This is a genomic window from Aeromonas aquatilis, from assembly GCF_054052405.1.
In genome coordinates this window covers 89,175-109,065 of record NZ_JBSTYP010000005.1, presented here as the reverse complement: position 1 = coordinate 109,065, position 19,891 = coordinate 89,175, and the positions used below count along the sequence as shown (strand labels likewise).

Genomic DNA, 19,891 nt, shown 5'->3' with positions numbered 1-19,891 from the left:
GAAAGGCTGGGGTATCCATGATGGTAGACCTCAAGGTGATGGCCTACTTCAAGCTTAGCCTTTCAACACGTAATTGGGACATAGCCTTTTTCATGGGGACGCGGTGTGCAATGGCGTATGGCGCCGGTGGTGTGTCAGTCCGGCACGGCTTTGCGGCTGCCCGGGCGGGGCAGGGCACGCCATAGTTTGCGTGCTGTCACCAGAAAGGGGCGCAGTATCAGCGCACTCAGGTGGCTGTAATGGGCATTGTCTTTTGGCCCAACTCCAAAGGAGAGGGGCTCGGGCTGGCGAGTGGTGACATAGAGGGTGCCAAACCACCAGTCCCAGATCGACAGATTGGTGCCGAAGTTGTGATTGAAGTGGCGGGGATCCCGGCTGTGGTGGATCTGGTGCTGGGCCGGGCTGTTAAAGAGATGCTCCAGTCGCGGGCCGAACGAGAGCCAGATATGGGTATGGCGCAGGTTGGCTGCCAGCGAGTTGAAGATCAGCACCAGGTAGCCGATGCCAAACAGGGTGTAGGGGCGCACCGTGCCGCCACACAGCCAGTAGAAAGCACCGGAGTAGAGGGCAAGCGCGCTCCCTTTGGCCACCATTTCGCATAACTTCTCTACCAGATGAATGCGACTGGCGGTCGGTGGCACCATCACGGTGGCGCTGTGATGCACCTTGTGGAACTCCCACAGCCAGCGACTGTGAAAAGCGCGGTGCAGCCAGTAGTGGACGAAATCGCTGACCAGAAATACCCCGAGGCCGTAGAGCATCATCAGCCAGCTCAGCTCCGCCAGCCGGGGGCGCTCGCCCCACAAGCGGGCGAGCGCGAGGGAGACATCTTCCGCTTGCAGCAGCCAGGGGTTGAGCAGGGTCAGGATGGGCACCAGCAGGGCCACATGCAGCAGGGCGCGCACCAGATAATATTGATAATCCAGCAGCGCAGAGGGATGTAGCCAGATGGCGCGACCGCCGAGAAAGCGGGCAAAACCGCCCTCTGTCGCCGGATCACCCTGATGCCGGCGGGCGCGATAGAGGAGGTAGGCGACCGTTCCCGAGATCAGCAAGAAGGGGCCCCCGAGCCGTCCGTTGAGGTCAAACAAGCCGAGCAGACAGTGCCAGATCGGGGTGAGCAGCCACTGTTGTAACAGTATGGAGAGAGAGGTCAGTGTATCCATGGGATCTATCCGTGAACATCCAAGCGGCCAGATTTTAAATGTAAATCAGTCGCAATAAAAGCGGGTGCAAGCGAAGGTGTTCTCCATGTGGTGGCTTGGTTGCGCCATGCTCTGGCTGGGCCAAGGTGGCAGAGAATGGGGCTTTAGCCTCTGGGAGCAATCCTCTACAATCGGGCACATACCTGAGTACCTGCCCCTTGGCCGGTCTGCCTCCAGCCCCTGTATCGGATAGTCTGATGACGCCTGCTTTCTGTTCTGTTGCCCCTTTCGCACGCGCGCTCGCGCTCTCCATCCCCCTATTGCTGGCAGGCTGTGCCAGCGACCCCGCTTCTGCCCCGGTGCCTGGCGACACAACGGGCGCGACTGTGCCTGCCAAAAAGGCGACCCCGCCAGCCATGCAGCCGCGCAAGCCGGCGGACATGAAGAGCCGCATCGTGAGGTTTCTGCCCCGTCATGTGGTCGACAAACAGGGGTGGGCCAACGATGTGGTGACGGCGCTCACCACCCAGGGGGTGACAGTCAACGATCACAACGTCTGCACCGTGCTGGCGGTGGTGGAGCAGGAGGCGACCTATCAGGCCGATCCGGTGGTGCCGGGCCTTGGCAAGATCGCCTGGAAGGAGATCAACTCGCGGGCGGCCAAGCTGCTGATCCCCGAGTTTATGGTGCGGGCCGCGCTCTCCATCAACTCGCCGACCGGCAAGAGCTATGCCGAGCGCATCGATGCGCTTCGCACCGAGCGGGAGATGAGCGAAATCTTCGAGGACATGATCAGCATGCTGCCGATGGGCAAGACCCTGTTTGGCAACATGAACCCGGTGCATACCGGCGGCCCGATGCAGGTGAGCATCGCCTTTGCCGAGGCCAATGCCCGTGGCTACCCCTATCCCGTCAAGGATTCCATTCGCCACGAGGTCTTTACCCGCCGTGGCGGCGTCTGGTTTGGCACCAAACACATTTTCGGCTACGAGGCGCAGTACCCTGACACACTCTACCGCTTCGCTGACTTCAATGCGGGGTGGTATGCCAGTCGTAATGCCGCCTTTCAGGCCGCTGTCAGCCGTTTGAGCGGCACCACGCTGGCTCTGGATGGCGATCTGATCCGCTACGACTCCGAACTGCCGGGCAAGACGGAACTCGCGGTCTATACCATCGCCAGCCGGATCAATATGAGTCAGCAGGCGATCCACCAGAGCCTCAAACTTGGCGATACCGCCGAATTTGGCCAGAGTGACCTCTATCATCGCGTGTTTACGCTGGCAGACCAGAAAGCGGGCAAGCGGTTGCCCCGTGCCATCCTGCCCGGTATTCAGCTAAAGAGTCCGAAAATCACCCGAAACCTCACCACCGCCTGGTTTGCCAAGCGGGTGGACGACAGAGAGCAGGCGTGCGTCAGAAAGATGGCGACTATCCGATAGCTGTACGCACTTCCAGAGGGTAATAAAACGGGTTGCCTCAGAAGATGGCAACCCGCAGGCAGGCTTCTATTGATGAAATGGCGGGATTAGCCGTGTTGGCGGCGATCGTTGGCCTGGGCGAGCAGCATACGGCTTTCACGCAGGAACTGGTCGGCGTGTTCGCCGAAGAAATCGGAGACTTGCGAGAAGGCCTCGATGAAACCGTCCCTGTCCCCCCGCTCCAGCAGCCCCAGCGCTTCGCCGAAGTTTTGGTAGTAGCGGCGGATCATCGCCAGATTCTGCGGTGACGACAAAATGATGTCGGCATAGAGGTGGGGATCCTGGGCAAACAGTCGCCCCACCATGGCGAGCTCCAGCCGGTAGATGGGAGAGCTCAAACTCAGCAGGCGATCCAGATTGGCCTGCTCCCGGGAGAGGTGCCAGCCATAGGCAAAGGTGGCGAAGTGACGCAGTGCCTGAATGAGGGTCATCGCCTCATCGTGGGCCTTGGCTTCCACCTGTTGCAAGCGGGCGCCCCAGATGGTCATCTGCTCAAGCAGCCACTGGCTGGCGGTGGGGTCACGACCCTGGCAGCAGACGATCACCTGCTTGGCGAGACTCGCCACATCTGGCCCGAACATGGGGTGTAGCCCCAGTACCGGCCCTTGGTGCACCGCCAGCATATGCTCGAGCGGTGCCGCTTTCACGCTGGTGACATCCACCAGCAGGCAGTGGGCGGGCAGGTTGCCAAGGCGATCGATGATCTGGCAGGTGATATCGATGGGCACCGCCACCATCACCAGACCGGCTCCGGCGAGGATCTCGTCAGCGCGCGGCCAATCGGCTTGCTCCAGCGTCTCGACCCGATATCCTGAAAGGCCGAACATATGGCCGAACAGCCGGCCCAGCTGGCCCTGACCGCCGATGATGACCACCTTGCCAAGATCCGGCTTTATGCACTTGAAGCCAGTATCTTTCTCGCTGGCATAAGATTCGCGCATCACCCGGCGCAGCACGTCTTCGATGAGATCGCCGGGCACTCCCAGCTGCTCGGCCTCGGCGCGGCGGCGGGCTAGCATGCTCGCCTCCCGATCCGGTGCATAGATGGGCAGGCCGTGGCGGCTCTTTACCTCACCCACTTCTCCCACCAGGGCCAGACGGGCGGCCAGCAGATCGATCAGCTGCCGGTCTACCGCATCAATTTTGTCCCTGAGGGCATTCAACTCTTCTGCCATCTTCAGTCCCTGTGGGTGCCGCCTGCAGCGGCACCTTGTGATTCAATATGTTGCATCAAGATATCACGGCTTAACCACCAGTTCTGCTCTTGAGTGGCGCCGCCAGCTGGCTGTGGCAACGGGCCAGCAGTGCATCCGTGGTCTCCCAGTCGATGCAGGCATCGGTGATGGAGACCCCGTAGTGCATCTCGCACTTGGGCTGCTCGCTGGACTGGTTTCCCTCGAACAGGTTGGATTCGAGCATCACCCCGATGATGGAGCGGTTGCCCTCCTGGATCTGGTGGATGACGTTGTCGGCTACCTTGGGCTGCAAACGGTGATCCTTGCTGGAGTTGCCGTGGCTGCAATCCACCACAAGGCTCGGCAGAAGGCCCGCTTTTTCCAGCGCCTCTTCCGCCAGTGACACGTTGACCGAGTCGTAGTTGGGATGTTTGCCGCCGCGCAGGATCACGTGGCCATCCGGGTTGCCCTGAGTCTGCAGCAGCGCAACTTGGCCCTGCTGGTTGATCCCCATAAAGGCGTGAGGGGAGGAGGCCGCCTGCAGAGCATTGATGGCGGTGCCGAGGTTGCCGTCGGTGCCGTTTTTGAAGCCGACCGGCATGGAGAGGCCGGAGGCCATCTCCCTGTGGGTCTGGGATTCGGTGGTCCGGGCACCGATAGCCGACCAGGAGAAGAGCTCCGCCAGGTATTGCGGGCTGATGGGATCGAGCGCTTCGGTCGCCAGCGGCAGCTCCAGCTCCGCCAGCCAGCAGAGCAGCTCTCGGGCGCGGTGCAGCCCCAGCTCCACATCGAAGGTGCCATCCAGGTTCGGATCGTTGATAAAGCCTTTCCAGCCGACCGTGGTGCGTGGCTTCTCAAAGTAGACCCGCATGACGATGTAGAGAGAGTCCTGATAGACGTCATGCAGCGCTTTGAGTCTGGTTGCGTACTCTTTGGCGGCGTCCATGTCGTGGATCGAGCAGGGACCACAGATCACCAGCAGCCGGTGATCTCGGCGGTGAATGATGTCGGCGATGGTAGTGCGGGCCCCTTGTACGAATGCCAGCGCCTTGTCGGAGATGGGTAACTTCTCCTTGAGCTGGGCAGGGGTGATCATCACTTGTTCGGACTGGATATGGATGTTGTTCAGGGGATCTCGTTGCATAGCTTGTTTGCCTCGCCAGAGTCAGCACGCTGGTTCTGATATCATTGGGTGTAATTATTTATTTACGAAAGTACCGCTTTCGTTACGAATGGCCACCACAATACCAAGTAAATGCCAACTTTCAAGTGTGAATATGGATTTTAATAGCCTTTTGGCAATATGGAAGTACTGCTCATCGCTAAAGGTTTGGATTAACTGCCATGTTTGTCCATGAAAAACTATTTCTGTAATAATATTTTTACGGACTAGCAAGAGGAGGTCGAATGGCGGGGGCAAGTGGCCGTAAAAAACGGGAGCCTGCAAGGGCTCCCGTTGTTTGTCGCGATAACAGTGCTGGGTGAAGAGTTATGCCGGCACAGCCTGCTTACGCACCGTTTTTGCCAGTGCATCCAGCATGGGCTTGGTGACCAGCACGATCCCCTGCTCGGAGCGATGGAAGCGGCGGGCATCTTCATCGGCGTTCTCACCGATCACCATCCCTTCCGGCAGCTTGCACCCCTTGTCGATCACCACCCGACGCAGTCGGCAGCCAGCGCCGATCTCCACACCCGGGAAGATCACTGCCTGATCCAGAGTACAGAACGAATCGACCCGTACATTGGTGAAGAGCACCGAGCTCAGGATGAAGGAGCCGCTGACGATGGTGCCGCCGGAGAACATCGAGTTGATGGTCATGCCGTGCTGGCCGTTTCTGTCCTGTACGAACTTGGCGGAGGGCGTCATGTTCTGGCTGGTCCAGATTGGCCACTCCTGATCGTAGATATCCAGCTCCGGGGTGACCGAGGCGAGATCCATGTTGGCTTCCCAGAAGGAGTCTACGGTGCCCACATCGCGCCAATAGGGCTCTCTGTCAGGGGCACAGCCCACGCAGGACATGCCGAACGGGTGAGCGAATGCGGTGCCCTCTTTCACCACGCGGGGGATCACGTCCATGCCGAAATCGTGATGGGACTGCTCGTTGGCAATGTCCTCTTCCAGCAGCTGATAGAGATACTCCGCATCGAAGATATAGACGCCCATGGAGGCCAGCGCGGTGTCGGCCTTGCCCGGCATGGCGGGCGGGTTGGCGGGCTTTTCGACGAAGGCATTGATCTTGCGATCATCATCCACAGCCATTACCCCGAAGGCGCTTGCTTCACTGCGTGGTACCTCGATGCAGGCAACGGTCACCTTGGCGCCCATATTGACGTGGTCGAGCAGCATGGCGGCGTAATCCATCTTGTAGATGTGATCGCCTGCCAGCACCACCACATATTTGGGGGCGTGATCGCGGATGATATCCAGATTCTGGTAGACCGCATCGGCGGTACCCCGATACCAGTTCACCTCATCCACCCGCTGCTGGGCAGGGAGCAGATCGATAAACTCGTTCATCTGGTAGCGCAGGAAAGACCAGCCCGATTGGAGATGGCGCAACAGGCTGTGGGATTTGTACTGGGTGACGACACCGACCCGACGAATGCCGGAGTTGATGCAGTTGGAGAGCACGAAATCGATGATGCGGAACTTGCCGCCGAAATGAACGGCAGGTTTTGCACGGTTGTCGGTTAACTGTTTGAGGCGACTACCCCGCCCTCCTGCGAGTACCAAAGCCATGGTCTCGTTCAGCAACTGTCTGGATTTTGCTGTATTGGCAGGTTGTAACAACATCTCATATCCCTTTGTAGATAAATCACTACAATGTTGCCTCCTTTGAGCCCTCAAGAAAGTGCTTTCAGTCACATTTTATGGTTTTTGACGTAATAAAATGACCTTTTTGTTATTAAAAATGACGGGTTGATCCGTCATTGCTTTCAATATGGTCAGTTGTCAATTGAAGTGAGCCGAGTACCAAAAGGGGCGGCGAGAGACCGAGAGGATAGATGGAAAAAGCCCCTGCCAATGGTTGGCAGGGGCCCGGTTCGTTGAGGCCCGGTAAGCCGGGCCTGATTAACAAGGTTCAAGCTGCGTTGGCCAGTGGCTCTTCGCTCTTCTTCTGGTATGCCTGCGGGGTGAGCCCAAGCAGCTCCTGCACGGTCGAGGCAACGGTGATGGAGGAGACGGTGCCCACCAGGATCCCGGCAAACAGGGTGAAGGAGAAGCCGTAGAGGGCGTCACCGCCAAACAGCAGCAGCGCACCCACGGTAAACAGGGTGGTGCCCGAGGTGATCATGGTGCGACTGAAGGTCGCCTTGATGGCCACATCGGAGCACTCGTGGATCCCCATCTGGGTACGCGAGCTCAGCAGGTCCCGCAACCTGTCCGAAATAACGATGCTGTCGTTGAGGGAGTAGCCGATCACCGCCATCAAACCGGCGATGATGTTCAGATCGAATTCGATCTGAAACAGTGACAGCAGCCCCAGCGCCACGATGGCGTCATGGACCACCGAGAGCAGGATGCCGATGGCCTGACGCCACTCGAAACGAAACGCCAGGTAGGCCGACATCGCCAGCGAAGCGACCAGCACCGCCAGCATCCCCTGCTGGAACAGCTCGGCACCCACCTGAGGGCCAACGATGGTGGTGCGTAGCAACTCGACCGGCATCCCCAGCTGTTGGGTCAGCATGGTGGCGAGATCCTCCGCGGGCCAGGGCAGTTCGTGGGGGGGCAGCTTGATCAGCCACTCGCCGGGAATACCGGCCGAGCTCAGCTCAACGGCTCCCGCCAGCGGGGAGACCAGCATGGCATTGAGCTCATGGGCCTCTTTCAGGGTCTGGATATGAAACTCCAGCAGGATCCCGCCGGTAAAATCGAGCCCCAATGTCAGGCCGTTCACCAGCAAGATGGCGACGCTGGCCACGGTCAGCAGGATGGAAGCCCACAGGCCAATATAACGCCAACGGGTCAGCCCCATGGCAACGATCATTCTCAACATAATGTTCTCCTTGGCCAGCCAGCATTTGGCTGTTGGCCCATCACGACGTGTCGCGACACGCCGGGAAATAGTGTTCTGCTTTGGCCGCCCCGGCCATATCCATGGCCGATGGCGCAGCCAAAGCCGATCATCAGAGGGACAACGGTCCCGTTACACCTTCAACGTGCGCTCGCTGCTGCGTCCCCACAGGGGGTTGATGATGGCGCGCGTCCCCCAGATCCCGGTGATCATGCTGGAGAGCAGACCCAGAATGAGGGTGATGGAGAAGCCCTGCAGCGGCCCGGAGCCGATGGAATAGAGCACCACGGCGCAGATGAGGGTGGTGATATTGGCATCGAAGATGGTATGGAAGGCCGAGCGATAGCCAAAGTCGATGGCGTTGGCCAGTGAGCCACCTTCTCGCAGACGGTCCTTGATCCGCTCGAAGATCAGCACATGGGTATCCACTGCCATGCCCACTGTCAGCACCAGACCGGCGATCCCCGGCAGGGTCAGCACGGCGCCCGGCAGCACTGCCAACATGCCGACCTGCATCAACAGGTTGGCGACCAGCGCCGTGATGGCAACCCAGCCGAACTTGCGGTACCAGGCCATCATGAACAGCATCATGCCCGCCATACCGAAGGCCAGCGCGGTGAAGCCCGCCTCGATATTCTGCATCCCCAGCGTCGGGCCAATGGAGCGCTCTTCCAGGATCTTGAGGGGGGCGGTGAGGGCGCCGGCGCGCAGCAGCATGGCCAGCTCTTGCGCTTCCGGCAGACTGCCAATGCCGGTGATGCGGAACTGGTTGCCAAGGGCGGTCTGGATGGTGGCGACGTTGATAACCTCGCTCTGGGCGCGCAGTTTGCCCTGAGCATTGGTCTTGTACTCGGTGAAGACGGTCGCCATCGGCTTGCCCACATGCTGGCGGCTAAACTGGTTCATCTTGCTGCCACCCAGGGTGTCGAGCACGATATTGACCTGGGGTTGACCCATTTCGCCCATGTTGGCGCGGGCATCGACGATGTGCTCGCCGGTCAGCACCGGCTTGCGCGCCATGCCGACGGCCTGACCGTTGCGATCGGCGATATAGAAGTGGCTGTCGGCTTTGGCCTCGTAGAAGGCCAGCGAAGCGGTGGCCCCGATCACCTCTTTAGCCTGCTTGGGGTTGTGCACCCCGGGCAGTTCGATACGGATACCATCCTGGCCCTGACGCACCACCGAGGCCTCGACGATGCCGAGCTCGTTGATCCGTTTTTTCAGGATCGACAGGTTCTGGGTCACGGCGTTGTTGACCAGCAGGGTACGCTCCGCGTCGCTCAGCACCAGTTTCAGGTCATTGCCGGAGCGGGTCAGCTTCCACTGATCCTGACGGGTGCCGGCACTCTCCTTGATGATGGCGAGCCAGCTCTCCTGTTCGGCGACCTCCGGCAGGGTGACGGCTACGGCGCCCTGTGCCGTGCGCACGACGCTGGCGCCGCGCAGGTTGGCTTCACGGAAGCGGGTGCGCAGGGTATCCACCAGATTCTTGGTCTGGTTGTCGATGACAAAGTCCACGTCCACCCCGATCAGCAGTTGGGAGCCGCCACGCAGGTCGAGCCCCAGCTTGATGGGGTCGGCGCCGAGGCGAGTGATCCAGCTCGGTGCGTTGGAGTAAAACTCCAGGGTCAGGGCGGCACTGTCGACCCCTTGCTGCTCCAGCAACTGCTTGGCGCGCTGTTGCTCACCCTGGTTGGCAAACACCAGCTCGACCCGCTCGGCTTGTTCGATAACCTTGACCGGTGTCAGGTGCTTGTCGCTCAGCAACATCTGTTGCGGGGAAGTCAGGCGCTGCTGTCCGTGCAGGCCGAGGGAGGGCTGCTCACCGAAAAAGGTGGGCAGGGAGTAAAAAGTAAAGGTCAACAGCATCAACAGCAGCAGTGCGTACTGCCACTTGCTCATGCGGTTGAGAATGGTGCGATTGCTCTTTCTCATGGCAAATAAGCCTCTGTCAGGAGAATGGTGCGCAGGCCGATAGCAGCAAGGCTCGGCAAGGCGCAAAAAATGGGATGCATCAGATGCGGATCAGGCAGCCGCCGGATCCGTCAGGAAGAGGAGATGAGCAAACAGTGGATGTGCCAGCCCCTCCGGGGTCAGGCGCTCAGATAGCTTTGGCTGAAGCGGTATTGCAGATGTTGGCGCTGTAGATGACGCCGGTGGATCGTCGCGAAATGGTCGCGAAAGCCCTGTCTGTGATAGATGAGGGGGGTCAGCATCAGCCAGCCGAGCAGCAACAGCAGGATGGCCTGGGCCGACCAGCTCTGGATCAGCTCGTAGACCACACTCTTGGGCAGGTTGTCACTGCGCAGGGATTGTTCGAGGCGCAACAGGTGATTCTGATAGCTGGCGACAAACTTGATGATGCCATCATCGCTGTCGCTAACCTGATTGAACACCTGAGTCTGCTGCTGTTCACTCTGGGGATATGCGGGTAGCAGCGGGCCTTCCATTCGGGCGATGGAACAAAGCAGGGTAAGGGCGATAACCAGAGTTACCAGCACCAGTTTTACTTTGTCGATAAGGCGCAAAAAGTGAATTCCCGATAAATAGGAAGAGCAAACTACCACAAACGCCCGGTTTGAACAAGGTAGGCCCGAACGCATGGCACCATTCGGTGCTGCTCGTCAGCTGCCGGTCATCTGTTCGAAGTCGCGGGCATAGCCCTTGAGCAGGGAGTAGAGATGGGCCCGCTGGGAGATATCCAGCGACTGGCTCATGGCGCTCAGCCAGTTGACGGTGCGCTGGCGCGACTGCTCGGTATAACCGGTGAAGCGGCCATCCATCATGCCATCCCCCTGTGCCAGCAGCCCGGTCAGCTCGCGGGTGAAACCGGGGCTCTGGCGCTGCTTCATCAGCCTGTCCAGCTCTTTGGTCCAGGAGGTTTGGAACTCGAGCCAAGGGGGCATCAGCTCGTATTGCCATTCGGCCCACTGGGCCACCAGTGGCGCCTGTGCTGGTTTCACCTCGCCAATCCAGAACTCGAGTCGCTTGTTCATCTTGTCGCGAAACTCCGCCAGCATCTGCTCTTTGGGCTCAGTGGCAAAGTCCTTTTGCCGCTCCTGTTGCCGCTTGACCCGATCGGTCATAAAGCGGGCCACCTGCTCGTCGGTCAGAGTGCTCGCCAGCCTGACGGTGCGGGGAATGGCGTTCTCCAGCGTGCGGGTCAGGCTCTGTTGCACCGCATCGAGGTTGGTCGAGATCTGTTCCGGCGTCATGGGGCTGGCCACCGCTCTGGCTAGGGTATCGAGATCCCGGGCGTAGCGGGGTAGCTCGTGCTGGCGGTGCCAGGCCATCAGCCCCTTCACTTCGCGGCTGAGCAGATCCTTCTGTGAATAGGAGAGGGCAAAGTAGTCATCCAGTTGCCAGATGATGGCGGTATCGAGCCAGTAGTAGATCACCCGGGTGGAGCAGCCGGTCAGCAGCAGGCCGATCAGCAGCAGACCCCAGGTTTTCGGCTTGTGCCAGCGCACCTTGTTTATCATCTGTTACTCCAGTCGTTGCCGGTTGATGGCGATCAGGGTGTCATAGTCGAGTGTGGGCTGTTGCTCTGCCATCAGCAGGGCCCAGAGCAGGCCGATATAGTCGACCCAGGGTAAAAATGCCTCGCTCTGAAAATCGGGCCACTGGTGGCGCGGCAGGGCCTGCAGATAGTGCGCTTCCAGCGCGTCGCGCCGCTCGGCGGGCCACTCATGGGTGCGCTGGATGCTGGCGAGCTCAAAGCCGGGGTGACCTGCCGCGCCATACTCCCAGTCGATGACCCAGGGTTTGCTTCCCAACAAGTTAGCCGGATTGAGATCATGGTGGCAAGGGCACCAGCAATCATTTGGCTCACTGCTGGCGAGCAAGCCCCGCTCCAGGGCGGGCAGCCAGGAGGGAATGCGGGCCAGTCGGGCGCGATAGCCCGCCGCGTGAGCCCGCACCTCCATCACCACCGCAGGCAGCGGTAGGCGATGGAGCTTGCGCAGCACCTCAGCCAGCAGACGGGGCTGATCGGCTGCAGGTGGCGCCGTGTGCACCCAGTTTGGCTCATCGCACCATTCGAGCAGCATCAGACCGCTGGCGGGATCACCATAGTGGCAGGGCAGCGCCAGCCCTTCGGCCATCGCCCCCTGATAAAGCTGCCACTCGGTGGGGCGGTCGATGCCAAGGCGCACCGGATTGGGGTGGCCATGGCGCAAAAAGTAACTGCGCCCCGAGGGGAGGCGCAGTCGATAGTTGCTGTTGGTCAGACCTAACCCGAGCGGTTCCAGCAGCCCGTTCCGCCAGGGGGCGGGCAGGCTGGCCAGTAGCGTGTCACGGTTGCCTGCCACCAGGAGCCTGTTACCAGCCAAAGGTGGATTTCTTCGCCTGTTTGCGGATCTCTTTCTGATCGGCCCACAGCAGTTCGCCGTTTTGCAGATCCATCAGGTTCATGGTCATCTGGTAGTAGACATCCTTCACCTTGCCATTGTCTTTGACGATGCTGGCGAGGTTGCCATAGACCATGTAGCGGGCACCGGTCTGCTTGCCAAGCCGTACCATGGAGGCCGGGTCTACCATGCCGCTGCTCTGCTGGTATTCGAGCTGCTGCTTGACGGCGGCCACCTTGCTCATGTCGACGAAGCGGAATTTGCCGGCCCGCAGCAACTTGGTGCGGATGGTATCGGTGATGGCTTCGGTATCGATGTGCTCGGATGTCTTGTTGCGGATGGAGTCCATAAACATCACTGGACGACCGCTGGCGGTGATCTCGTTGGTGGCGGGGGAGGCCAGCATGGAGTCCGCCATCTTATCGGCGATGGCCTGCAGATCGCTTGAGCCGTAATCGACGGTGACGGTTTCGGTTTCAGTCGGATCGCCATAGCTGACGGTGGTGCTGGAGCAGCCGCCCAAGAGCAATGCAGAGGTCAATATCAGCAGGGCATGATTCATTTTCATCAGTAGGATTCCTCAATCACTTCGCGTACGTAAATCCGGTAACCCTGCGCCGCCGGGCTGGGCGCCAGGGCCGAGAGGGTGCGGGTTTGATAGCCATGCAGCTTGATGGGGATCCAGCCGCAGCCATCGCTGGCGACCTCCTGACCGGCCTCATCATACCAATAGAAGATATATTGCAGCTTGTTATCGCCGCGCTGGGTGCTGGCGGCTGCCACATTGACCTGCAGCAGGCCATTTTGCTGGCGGCGGCTCAGCTCGGTCAGGGTGACGTTGACGTTTTGATGCTGCTCCAGCGTGGGAGCACCGCCCGCCGGGCCATAGAGCGCCACGCCGGAGGTGTTGGTGGCGCAGCCGGTCAGCAGCAGCGCGAGCCCGAGGGCCAACCCGTATGCTTTCATCTTGCTCTCCTTAATCGTGGTGAGTGGGGCCGCGAGTGTGCCTGCCCGGTTAATTGTCTTGCTCATCTCTCTTTGCCGCTTGCTCATAGCGGCATCACCCGGGTGGTCAGGCCGGCGCCGAGGCGCTGTACCCACACCAGGGTAGTGCGTCCCTTGTGGATGGTGAGCGGCAACTGACGCTGCGCCGCCCCTGCGCCCAGGGTGAGGTTGATGTCACCTGCCGGCACCATTCCCTGCCAGCTCGATGCCTGCGCCGGCAGTGTCAGCCAGCTGCGGGTATCGGCCCGCTCCGAGAGGGTATTGAAGATCCCCACCAGAATATTGCCCACATCGCCCCCCTCTTTGGCGGCGGTGCGGCGCATCTGCTCCTTGGCCACCAGTCGCAGCGCCTGGCGGGTCAGCATACCGGGCAGCCGCTCTTGCAGATCTTTGGCGGCCAGAGCTTCCAGCCTGACCAGCTCGCTGGTCTGCTCGACCCGCTTGCCGACTTCCACCGTCAGCGGGCCGGTGTCGCTGGCCCGATTATCGTAATAGGGGATGGCGACGGTAAAGGTGCGAAAATCGCCGCGGGAGGTGGAGATGGGGAGCGGCAGGAAGAGTTCGCGCCGTGCCGGGATCAAACCATCTTCAAACAGCACCACCAGTTGGCCCTGATTTTTAGTGAGTGGTGGCGCTTTGCGACCCACCTTTTTCTCGGTCGCGCGGATCTCGTCCGGCGCGCCACGCAGCACCGCCAGACGCAGCAAGGCATCTTGCAGGCTGCGGTTGTCCGGCGCTATCTGGTAGCCGCGTTGGTAATCGACCCAGGCATCGTTGAGATCCCCGGCCGCCTCATAGAGCACGGCGGAAAAATAGAAGGTATAGGCGTTCTGAAAACCGTTCTTGACCTTGCCGATCAACCGGTCGAGATCCGGTGCGCCGCGCGACATCAGCTGGCGCATCTCGCCTTCTGCTTTGGCCTCTTCGCTCTCATCCTTCGCCTTGCGCACCTCATCGGCTCGCCGTTTCAGGGCCTGCTCCTGCACCTGATTGGCCCGGCGCACCTCCACCAGGGCGCCATCGGCATCTCCCCGTTGCAGGTAGTTGAGGGCCAGATAGTGGTGCAGCATGGTGCGTTCGTAATCGGGAGTACGATAGGCCATCGACTGATCGTTGGTGAGCAGGCTGCCCACCTGATCCAGACCGTGGCTCAGCCGGTATTCGGCCTGATTGTCTTCCCACTGAAGGCGGCTATCGGCGGCGCTGAACGCCTGCTTGCTACCCGCATCCTGACCCGCCAGCCAGGCAATGCGCCCCTGTTCAAGCCGATCCAGCACAAAGGTGTCATCGCCGAGGGTGGAGTCGCGCACCTCGGGCAGCGCCTCGGCGGCATGGCCCAGCAGCAGCTGGTTGCGCAGGGGCACCATCTGATCGGAGTAGGAGACGAACATATCCTGCCAGCGGGAGGCGCAGCCTCCCAGCAACAGCAGGGTCCCGCAGAGCAACAGGGCGCTGCGGCAGGTTGCGGCGTGGCGATTCATTACAGGCTGAGCAGCGGCCCCAGCGGCTGGCCACCGACCAGATGCATGTGGATGTGGTAGACCTCCTGCCCGCCGTGGCGGTTGCAGTTCATGATGAGGCGGTAGCCATCTTCGGCGATGCCAGCCTCGGCGGCCAGCTTGCGGGCCACGGTGAACATCCGGCCAAGGGCCAGTTCATGTTCGGCTTCCACGTCATTGACGGTGGGGATCAGCACATTGGGGATGATCAGAATATGGGTCTTGGCCTTGGGCTGGATATCCCGGAATGCAGTGACCAGATCGTCTTGATAAAGGATGTCGGCGGGGATCTCTTTACGGATGATTTTGCTGAAAATGGTTTCTTGCGCCATGGCTAACTCCCTTATATGAAACAGAAAATTGAACTAGAACCCCAAGCGGCTCCCGAAAGGGGGGCGAGCAGCACGCCAAGTGTGACACAAGCCGACATTTGACACAGCTGATGTCCCATTCCCTTCAGTTATTGTTAAAAATACCGATAGCCAGAGGGACGTCATCTGCAGCGCCTGGTCAGGGTGGTCTGCAGGGTATCAAAAGGACGGGGTACTCAGGCAAGGGACTTTTGCATATACAGCGGGACAATAATGAAACAAACAATGTCGGATCTCTCCATCTTGCAGCGAGTCTACCTTGGCTTCGCGATCCTGGTGGCCGTGATGGTGGCCAGTTCACTGCTCACATTTCGTAGTCAGGAGACCCTCGGCGGGGCGCTGGAACAGGTTACCCAGCAGTCGATGCCGCTGGTGATTGCCAGCAGCCAGACCCAGATCACCCTGCTCAGCGCCAACAAGTGGCTGGGGGATGTGCTCACCGAGCAGGATCCCAAACAGCTGCCAGCCGAAGTGGCCGAACTGAAACAGGCCAAGGCTGCGGTGGGCAAGAGCCTTGACGTCTTGCGCCAGCAGGTGGCCCACCACCCCGAACTGCAAGGGGAGATGAGCAGCCTCAGCCAGCAGGTCGACAGCTACCTGCAACTGACCGATACCCTGCCCGGCGAACACGAGGCGCTGCTCACCCGGCTGCATAAGGTCAATCTGGCCAAGGGGCAGTTTCAGGTCAGCCTGCCCCAGTTCAAGAAGAATCTGGGTGACATGATGATCACCGTCGACGACAGCTTCATCAAGATGCTCTCCGAGACCCTGACCACCAAGCTCTCCGCTATCGAACTCTCCACCATGGATGCCCTCAACCAGACTATCCCGGCTCCCATCGAAGGGGCGCTCAAGCGCAACAAGATGCAGATCGAGGGGTTCAACAGCACCATCAAGGATCTGCAGGGGGAGCTGAAGAACTTCGAAAACGACATGGGCCACTATGTTCACGGCTTTGTGCGCGACACCACCGCCAGCGAAGGCGTGCTCTCCCAGTATCTGGCGCTGATGAAGCAGCAGGAACAGATGCGGGAGAAGAGCAAGCAAGCTAGCGCCCTGATCGTCGAGATCCAGAACCGACTTGAGTGGATCACCGGCCAGAGTCAGCAGCTGATGAGTCAAAGCATTCAGCACGCCAAAGCCACACAGAGCCAGAGCACCCTGACCCAGGGAACCAGTATCGTCGTCGCCATCCTGATCGCCATGCTGGTGGCTTATACCCTGGGCAAGGCCATTCGCCGTCCGCTCAGGGAGTTGCTGCGGGTGCTGACTGAAGTGACTCAGGGCGACATGACCCAGCGCATCGGTTTTCGCAGCAACAACGAATTTGGTCAGCTGGGCAGCCAGATCAACCTGCTGATTGCCCAGATGGGTGAGGTGCTGGCGCAGCTTTCACAAGCGTCTGCCCAGCTTAATGATGCCGCCCACGGCAACCGCCATACCACCGAATCGGTGCGGGCGGATCTGGAGAAACAGCGGCAGGAGACCGCCTCGGTCGCCGCCGCCATGACCCAGATGGAGGCCTCGGTGCGGGAGGTGGCGCAGGCTGCCAATCAGACCCTGGAGCGGGTGCAAGATGTGGAGAAGGCCTCCGAGATGGGGCGCAAGGTGATGGCAGGCAATATCACCACCACCCATCAACTGGCGGGCAAGCTGCAACAGACCGGCAAGGTGATTGGTGATGTGAGTGCCATGAGCAGCCAGATCGGCAACATCCTCGACGTCATTCGCGGCATAGCCGAGCAGACCAACCTGCTGGCCCTCAACGCCGCCATCGAAGCGGCGCGGGCCGGCGAGCAGGGGCGCGGATTTGCGGTGGTGGCGGATGAGGTACGCAGTCTGGCGGGCCGTACCGCCCAGTCCACCAGCGAGATCCAGACCATGATCGAAAACCTGCAGCAGGGAGTCGCCAAGGCGGTAACCGTGATGCAGGAGTGCTCTCGCGAGATGGATAGTTGCGTGGATCAGAGCTCTCACGCCAACAACGCCATGGAGGAGGTGCAGGGGATTGTGGTGCTGATCAGCGACATGTCGAGCCAGATCGCTTCTGCCGCCGAGCAGCAGCAGGCCACCAGCGCCGATATCGCCACCAACCTCAACCGCATCTCCGATATCTCGGATCTCAACTATCAGGGGATCGAGCGGGTAGCCGAGACCAGCCAGCAGCTGGACTCCCTTGCCGAGCAGCAGGAGAGCCTGGTCAAGCGTTTCCGCCTCAGCGCCTGATGGTCGAGAGTTGAAATAACAAGGCCCCGCAGCTGCGGGGCCTTCTCTTTATTGCGGCAGTGACAAGGGGATCAGGCGTAGGCAATCGCACCCTTGCCGACCCCTTCATAGGCGACAATCTTGACGAACTTGTCGCCCACCATCTTCTTCACTTCGCGGGCGATATAGCAGGCCAGCAGCTCAACCGTGGTGTCAGTGTCGATCATCTCCACCTCGGCGCTGGGGATGGCCAGCTGGAACAGCCCTTGCGGCGCCACATATTTGAAGCCGGTGTGATGCTCGCCAAGCTGGGCATTGGCACGGGGGTTCAGGGTGAGCTCGGTCAGCGCCACCTTGTCCTCCTCGGTGCCTAGGTAGATATCGCCCCAGCGTTCGGCCCAGTTGAGCTCAAGCTCCTGGTCGCGCTCACCATCGACATGGATCTCGATGGGGGAGCGGTGGCCGTGGGCGATGCGCTGGCAGTTGCCGTCGTGCTTTTTCAGGCCGTGGCTGTAGTGGTAGAAGGCACCGGTGATCGCCTCCTGACGCAGGGTGAGCGACAGATCCTTGATATTGCCTGGCAGCCGTTTGGCCAGCACCGCCAGCAGGTAGCGAGTGACCGACTCCTTGTCGACCTGCGGGGCCGGGATAAAGGCAAAGCCCTGGGATGGGCTGCGCAGATGGATGGAGCGACCCGGGCGCAGCAGATCCACTGTGCTTCCGTCACCATCCAGAGTCTCGACGTGGATCAGCGGGCACTCGGTCGGCACCAGCAGCTTGTGGTCCACCTCTTCATCGATGATCGACTTGATCAGCTTCTTTACCCGGCCAAAGTCCAGCAGCATGCTCATTTCGTTGAGCTCGCCGCTCATTTCAATGTCTACCAGCCAGCTCTCGCCCACCATGCCGCGGCGTTCGCACAGGTAGCTGGAGTCGATCACGGTCAAATCTCTTACAAATAACTTCATCAGTCAGGCCTTGCTACAGAGAAAGGGCAGTTTTGCGCTATTATGACCCGCGATTATCGGCAAAGGAACTGGAACCCCCCATGAACAAACTGCTTATCAAGAATGCCACCCTGGTCAACGAAGGCCGTATCTATGCCTCTGATGTGTTGATCGAGGGTGAACGGATTGCCCGCATTGCCCCGGATATCGAGGCGCCCGATGCGCTGGTTATTGATGCCGCAGGTCGTCACCTGATCCCCGGAATGATCGATGATCAGGTCCACTTCCGGGAGCCGGGATTGACCCACAAAGGGACCATCGCCAGCGAATCCCGCGCCGCCGTCGCCGGTGGCACCACCAGTTTCATGGAAATGCCCAACGTCAATCCCCAGACCACCACCCTCGACGCCCTCGAAGCCAAATACCAGATCGCCGCCAACTCCTCCGTCGCCAACTACAGCTTCTACCTCGGTGCCACTAACGACAACCTGGAAGAGATCAAGAAGCTCGATCCGAAACAGTCCTGTGGCATCAAGATCTTCATGGGGGCCTCTACCGGCAACATGCTGGTGGATAATCAGGAGACTCTGGCCGCCATCTTCCGTGAGAGCCCGGTGATGATTGTCACCCATTGCGAAGACACGCCTACCATCAAGGTGCTGGAGGACGAAGCCCGCGCCAAATGGGGTGAAGATGTGCCGATGGGCGAGCACGGCCGCATCCGCAGCGCCGATGCCTGCTACAAATCCTCCAGCCTGGCAGTCTCTTTGGCCAAGCAGTACGGTGCCAAGCTGCACGTGCTACACCTGACCACGGCGAAAGAGCTGTCGCTCTTTACCGCCACTCCGGACCTGAACGACCTCAAGGACAAGAACATCAGCGCCGAGGTATGTGTGCACCATCTGTTCTTCAATGAGGCCGATTACGAGACCCAGGGCAGCCTGATCAAGTGCAACCCGGCGGTGAAGAGCGCGGCTGACCAGCAGGCGCTGCTGGATGCGGTGCGCAACGATGTGCTCGACATCATCGCCACAGACCACGCACCCCACACCTGGGAAGAGAAGCAGAACAGCTATTTCAAGGCGCCGTCCGGCGTACCGCTGGTGCAGCACTCTTTGCAGGCGCTGCTGGAGCTCTACCACAACGGGGTATTCTCGCTGGAAACCATCGTCAAGAAGACCTCCCACGCGGTGGCCGAGCGTTTTCAGGTAGAAGATCGCGGTTATATCCGCGAGGGTTACTTCGCCGATTTGGTACTGCTGGATCTGGGCAAGCCCTATGTGGTTAACGATGACAACCTCCTCTATCTGTGTGGCTGGTCGCCCTTCAACGGCTACCGCTTCCACAGCACGATAGAGATGACCCTGGTCAACGGCCAGATCGCCTGGCAAAACGGGCAGGTGACTGACCAGATCCTGGGCAAGCGGCTGACCTTTAACCGCTGATTGTTCGCAAAGCAGGCGAACGCACCGTGGCCGAGGAATTGGCGGCGTTTCTCTGTTGACAGGGCGGGGTCATCTCCATAAACTCTGCCCCCGTCAGCCGAGCTGACTACGTCGGTGTGTAGCGCAGCCAGGTAGCGCATCTGCATGGGGTGTAGAGGGTCGGAGGTTCGAATCCTCTCACACCGACCAAATTCCCCGATAAAGGCCTTGTCAAACGACAAGGCCTTTTCTTTTGCCTGCGATTTGCCGCACA

17 protein-coding genes and 1 tRNA gene are annotated in these 19,891 nt (G+C 60.1%); 4 read left to right on the top strand and 14 right to left on the bottom strand.

The window, feature by feature from the left end; translation table 11 throughout:
- Positions 1-134 precede the first annotated feature (134 nt).
- Positions 135-1,166, bottom strand: a complete 1,032-nt coding sequence (locus ACW5W8_RS03305) for a sterol desaturase family protein (RefSeq protein ID WP_498626396.1) — start codon at positions 1,164-1,166, stop codon at positions 135-137.
- Between the two features lie 236 nt (positions 1,167-1,402).
- Between ACW5W8_RS03305 and ACW5W8_RS03300 the strand changes: the two genes are divergently transcribed.
- Positions 1,403-2,584 carry a DUF1615 domain-containing protein gene (locus ACW5W8_RS03300; protein ID WP_498626395.1) on the top strand — a complete coding sequence of 394 codons (1,182 nt, stop codon included), beginning with the start codon at positions 1,403-1,405 and terminating at the stop codon, positions 2,582-2,584.
- A gap of 86 nt (positions 2,585-2,670) precedes the next feature.
- Here ACW5W8_RS03300 and tyrA read toward each other — a convergent pair whose 3' ends face one another.
- From tyrA to hinT, 12 genes are all read right to left on the bottom strand, one after another.
- Complete coding sequence (gene tyrA / locus ACW5W8_RS03295) at positions 2,671-3,798, bottom strand: bifunctional chorismate mutase/prephenate dehydrogenase (protein WP_498626394.1); 1,128 nt, start codon at positions 3,796-3,798, stop codon at positions 2,671-2,673.
- Between the two features lie 70 nt (positions 3,799-3,868).
- A complete protein-coding gene (locus ACW5W8_RS03290) occupies positions 3,869-4,942 on the bottom strand; it encodes a 3-deoxy-7-phosphoheptulonate synthase (protein ID WP_498626393.1) in 1,074 nt (357 codons plus the stop codon).
- A 345-nt stretch (positions 4,943-5,287) separates the two neighbouring features.
- The gene (gene glgC, locus ACW5W8_RS03285; protein ID WP_498626392.1) at positions 5,288-6,592 is read right to left on the bottom strand and encodes a glucose-1-phosphate adenylyltransferase; all 1,305 of its coding nucleotides are present in this window, start codon (positions 6,590-6,592) and stop codon (positions 5,288-5,290) included.
- 289 nt (positions 6,593-6,881) lie between these two features.
- Positions 6,882-7,799, bottom strand: a complete 918-nt coding sequence (secF, locus tag ACW5W8_RS03280) for a protein translocase subunit SecF (protein WP_498626391.1) — start codon at positions 7,797-7,799, stop codon at positions 6,882-6,884.
- 150 nt (positions 7,800-7,949) lie between these two features.
- Positions 7,950-9,752 (bottom strand): protein translocase subunit SecD, encoded by a 1,803-nt coding sequence (gene secD, locus ACW5W8_RS03275; protein WP_498626390.1) that lies wholly within the window; start codon positions 9,750-9,752, stop codon positions 7,950-7,952.
- 158 nt (positions 9,753-9,910) lie between these two features.
- Positions 9,911-10,345: a hypothetical protein gene (locus tag ACW5W8_RS03270; protein ID WP_498626389.1), complete on the bottom strand. Its 435-nt coding sequence runs from the start codon at positions 10,343-10,345 to the stop codon at positions 9,911-9,913.
- Positions 10,346-10,441: 96 nt separating this feature from the next.
- Positions 10,442-11,299, bottom strand: a complete 858-nt coding sequence (locus ACW5W8_RS03265; protein ID WP_498626388.1) for a DUF6279 family lipoprotein — start codon at positions 11,297-11,299, stop codon at positions 10,442-10,444.
- Between the two features lie 3 nt (positions 11,300-11,302).
- Complete coding sequence (locus tag ACW5W8_RS03260) at positions 11,303-12,127, bottom strand: phosphotransferase (protein ID WP_498626387.1); 825 nt, start codon at positions 12,125-12,127, stop codon at positions 11,303-11,305.
- 10 nt (positions 12,128-12,137) lie between these two features.
- Positions 12,138-12,734 (bottom strand): penicillin-binding protein activator LpoB, encoded by a 597-nt coding sequence (lpoB, locus tag ACW5W8_RS03255; RefSeq protein WP_498626385.1) that lies wholly within the window; start codon positions 12,732-12,734, stop codon positions 12,138-12,140.
- Positions 12,734-13,132, bottom strand: a complete 399-nt coding sequence (locus tag ACW5W8_RS03250) for a YcfL family putative periplasmic lipoprotein (protein ID WP_498626383.1) — start codon at positions 13,130-13,132, stop codon at positions 12,734-12,736. Before ACW5W8_RS03250 ends, lpoB begins: the two co-directional genes overlap by 1 nt.
- Before the next feature lie 83 nt (positions 13,133-13,215).
- Positions 13,216-14,652, bottom strand: a complete 1,437-nt coding sequence (locus ACW5W8_RS03245; RefSeq protein WP_498626382.1) for a COG3014 family protein — start codon at positions 14,650-14,652, stop codon at positions 13,216-13,218.
- The gene (gene hinT, locus ACW5W8_RS03240; RefSeq protein ID WP_005334033.1) at positions 14,652-15,002 is read right to left on the bottom strand and encodes a purine nucleoside phosphoramidase; all 351 of its coding nucleotides are present in this window, start codon (positions 15,000-15,002) and stop codon (positions 14,652-14,654) included. The genes ACW5W8_RS03245 and hinT overlap by 1 nt, the downstream gene beginning before the upstream one ends.
- Positions 15,003-15,254: 252 nt before the next feature.
- Between hinT and ACW5W8_RS03235 the strand changes: the two genes are divergently transcribed.
- Entirely contained in the window at positions 15,255-17,267 is a 2,013-nt protein-coding gene (locus ACW5W8_RS03235) for a methyl-accepting chemotaxis protein (protein WP_498626381.1), read from the top strand.
- Positions 17,268-17,338: 71 nt separating this feature from the next.
- Here the strand turns inward: ACW5W8_RS03235 and ACW5W8_RS03230 are convergent, their stop codons facing one another.
- Positions 17,339-18,214 carry a 6-pyruvoyl trahydropterin synthase family protein gene (locus ACW5W8_RS03230; protein WP_498626380.1) on the bottom strand — a complete coding sequence of 292 codons (876 nt, stop codon included), beginning with the start codon at positions 18,212-18,214 and terminating at the stop codon, positions 17,339-17,341.
- An 80-nt stretch (positions 18,215-18,294) separates the two neighbouring features.
- Here ACW5W8_RS03230 and ACW5W8_RS03225 point away from each other — a divergent pair, with 80 nt between their 5' ends.
- Positions 18,295-19,638: a dihydroorotase gene (locus tag ACW5W8_RS03225; RefSeq protein WP_498626379.1), complete on the top strand. Its 1,344-nt coding sequence runs from the start codon at positions 18,295-18,297 to the stop codon at positions 19,636-19,638.
- A gap of 112 nt (positions 19,639-19,750) precedes the next feature.
- Positions 19,751-19,827: transfer RNA gene (locus tag ACW5W8_RS03220), tRNA-Pro, on the top strand.
- Positions 19,828-19,891: the final 64 nt, after the last annotated feature.